Below are 2,926 nucleotides of genomic sequence, written 5' to 3'. Positions count from 1 at the left end.
ACCGGGCGACCACGCTGTGGTACTCGCCCACGACGGCGGCCACGCCCGCGGCGGCCAGTTCGTCCACGGCCGCCGCGGCCCGCTCCGGATCGGCCGCGGTGTCCCGGACCTCCAGTTCCAGCGGGCGGCCGGCGATCCCGCCCGCCTCGTTGACCTCGTGCACGGCCAGTTCGAGCCCGGCGAGCAGATGCCGGCCGGCCTCGGTCCAGCCGGGCCGGGTCAGCGGGACGAGGGCACCCAGGCGGACGGACGGCCCAACTGTTGTGATCATGCCTGCCATTGGACCGACCGTGCGCGGTGAGGGCAACCACTATTCGGTATTCGGTCATGGGGCAGCGCCACGCTCGGCGTCCCGGCGCGACGGCACCTCCAGCAAGACCCCGTGAAAAGGCCCGGTGAAGCGCCGCCCGCCTCGCCGGAGAGCTCGCCCCGCCAGGGATCTCACCTCACCGGAGAGCTCAACTCACAAGAGAAGAAGGCGAGTCGAGCTGCTCCGGCAGCGGCGCCGAGTGGACCACGAGCAGTCCCGACACCGCACGGGTCAGCGCCACGTACAGGCGCCGCAGCCCCGTGCGCTCGTCCGGCTCGCCGTCCACCACCGCGGCGGGTTCGTCGAGCACCACGTAGTCGTACTCCAGGCCCTTCGCGAGCGACGCCGGGACCAGCGTCAGCCGGGTCTCGGCCGTCGTCTCCTCACCCGGCGCCAGGTACGTGAGCCCCGCCCGCGTCAGCGCCTCGCCCAGCGCCCCGACCCGCGCGTCGGCGGCGATGAGCCCGATGGAGCCCTCGTGCGCGAGGAGTTCCTCGCAGGCCGCCACGACCTCGCCGTCCTGCGTGACCGCCCGCACCTCGAACGTCCCCGGGTTCTCCCGCACCGACGCCACCGGCGTGAGTCCCGGCGCGATGGCCGGCAGCAGCCGCGAGGCGTACGTGATGACGTCCGTCGGTACGCGAAAGCCCGCCGTCAACTCCTCCACCAGGGCGTCCGGCTTGCCCAGATGGGTCAGCGCCTCGTCCCAACTGCGCGTCGCCCAGGGCGTCGTGCCCTGCGCAAGGTCGCCGAGCACGGTGACGGACCCGGTCGTCGCGCGCCGCCCCACCGCCCGGTACTGCATCGGCGACAGGTCCTGCGCCTCGTCGAGGACCACGTGCCCGAGCGAGTGCGTGCGCGCGATCAGATCGCCCGCCTCGTCGATCAGCACCGCGTCGGCGGCCGACCACTTGGCGCTCTTCACGCTGCGGGCCGGCTTCTGCCACAGCACGGCCTTCTGCTCCCGCTCGTCGAGCAGCCCGGCCGCGTGCTCGGCGAGGAAGTCGGCGTCCGACAGCAGCCGCAGCACCAGCTTGGCCGGTTCGACGGCGGGCCAGATCTCCTTGACCGCGGCCTTCACCGCCGCGTTGCGGGCCACCGCGTTCTGCACCCGGTCGTCCGGCGCCTCGCCCGCCCGCTCCATCTGGACGAGCACGGCGTGCGCGATGCGCTGCGGCAGGGCCTCGCGCGCGGCCCCGTACCGCATGTCGCGCTCGGTCAACTCCCGCACGATGTCCTGCAGTTCGTACGAGGCGACGCGCCAGCGGCGCGACCCCCGCACCACCACGACGCCCTCGGTCGGCGGCGTGACGTGCGCGCGCAGCGCCCGGCACAGCACCTGCGCCATCCGGGCGTCGCCCTTGACGAGGGCGGTCTCGGCGCTGTCCGTGCCGCGCACCTCGACCTGCGCGACGAGGTCGTCGACCGTCGCCTGCTTGACCTCCAGCTCGCCGAGCGCGGGCAGGACCTGCTCGATGTAGTGGAGGAACGACGCGTTCGGCCCGATGACGAGCGTGCCGGTGCGGGCGAGCCGCTCGCGGTGCGCGTACAGCAGATAGGCGACCCGGTGCAGACCGACGGCCGTCTTTCCGGTCCCCGGCCCGCCCTGGACGCACACCGAGCCGGCCAGCCCGCTGCGCACGATCTCGTCCTGCTCGGGCTGGATGGTGGCGACGATGTCGCGCATCGGGCCGACGCGGGGCCGCTCGATCTCCTGCTGGAGCAGCTTGCTGGTCTGCTCGGCCTCGGCCGGGTCGGACAGGTGCTCGTCCTCGTACGCCGTCAACTCGCCGCCGGTGTAACCGAACCGGCGGCGCAGCGCCACATCCATCGGGTTCTTCTTCGAGGCCCGGTAGAACGGCTGCGAGACCGGCGCGCGCCAGTCGATGACCATCGGGTCGCCGTCGGCGTCGTGCACGTGGCGCCGCCCGATGTAGAACTCCTCGCCTTCGGCCCCCTCGGCCAGTTCGACGCCGGGGGCGTGCAGGTAGTCGAGGCGCCCGAAGAACAGCGGCGTGTGACTGAGGTCGGCCAGCGCCTTGATCCGCTCGTCGATCTGGCGCTGCAGCACCTCGGCGTTCACCCAGTTGGCCGTGACGTCGCGGATGTCGAGCGCCTGGGCGTCCTCGCGCATGGCGCGCAGCGCGGCACGGGAGGACAGGAGGTGCTCGCGCTCGCGGTCGAGCGGCGAGGACGGGGACGAGGTCGAGGTCGACGGGCTCACAGCTACTGCCTCCGGCTCCAGATACGCGGGACGCGTACGCGACGGGTATCCGGCCGGTTCCCGACCGGTCGGCGGCACTCCAGCACAGGGAGGCGGGCAAGACCGGCGAGTGTACGGGACGGGTGGGTGCCGGTGCCAACGGTTTTAACGCCCCGGGGCCGCCCCGGGGACGCCTCAGGGTCGGCGTCCCCCGGAGGTCGTACGACGGTTACTCCCCGGGGCCGATGTGCACGGAATGCCCGAATCGCATCCTGGATGCATGACGACAGCACTGCGGGCAATCAAGATCTTCGCGGAGACGGCGTTCAGCGTCATCGTCCTGGGCGACGCCGACGGCGGTCCGGACGGGCGCGGGACCGGGCCGCTCGGCGGCCCCGGGGCGGGGCGCGAGC

General features: G+C 73.0%; 2 protein-coding genes. Both read right to left on the bottom strand.

Annotation, left to right across the window (positions count from 1 at the left end; genetic code table 11):
• A partial coding sequence (locus tag G3I40_RS16395) for an ABC transporter substrate-binding protein (protein ID WP_164302893.1) occupies window positions 1-280 on the bottom strand: 280 nt, incomplete at its 3' end.
• A 178-nt stretch (window positions 281-458) separates the two neighbouring features.
• Window positions 459-2,444, bottom strand: a complete 1,986-nt coding sequence (locus G3I40_RS16390; protein ID WP_164302894.1) for an ATP-binding domain-containing protein — start codon at window positions 2,442-2,444, stop codon at window positions 459-461.
• Between the last annotated feature and the right edge of the window lie 482 nt (window positions 2,445-2,926).

The sequence above is a fragment of the Streptomyces sp. SID14478 genome (assembly GCF_010548525.1).
GTDB lineage: Bacteria > Actinomycetota > Actinomycetes > Streptomycetales > Streptomycetaceae > Streptomyces.
The sequence above is the reverse complement of the archived record's forward strand: the minus strand, read 5'-3'. Positions and strand labels throughout refer to the sequence as shown.

Excerpts from the sequence above, each read along its gene's own strand:
- G3I40_RS16390 (WP_164302894.1), bottom strand. The coding sequence starts at position 2,444 with ATGCGCGAGGACGCCCAGGCGCTCGACATCCGCGACGTCACGGCCAAC.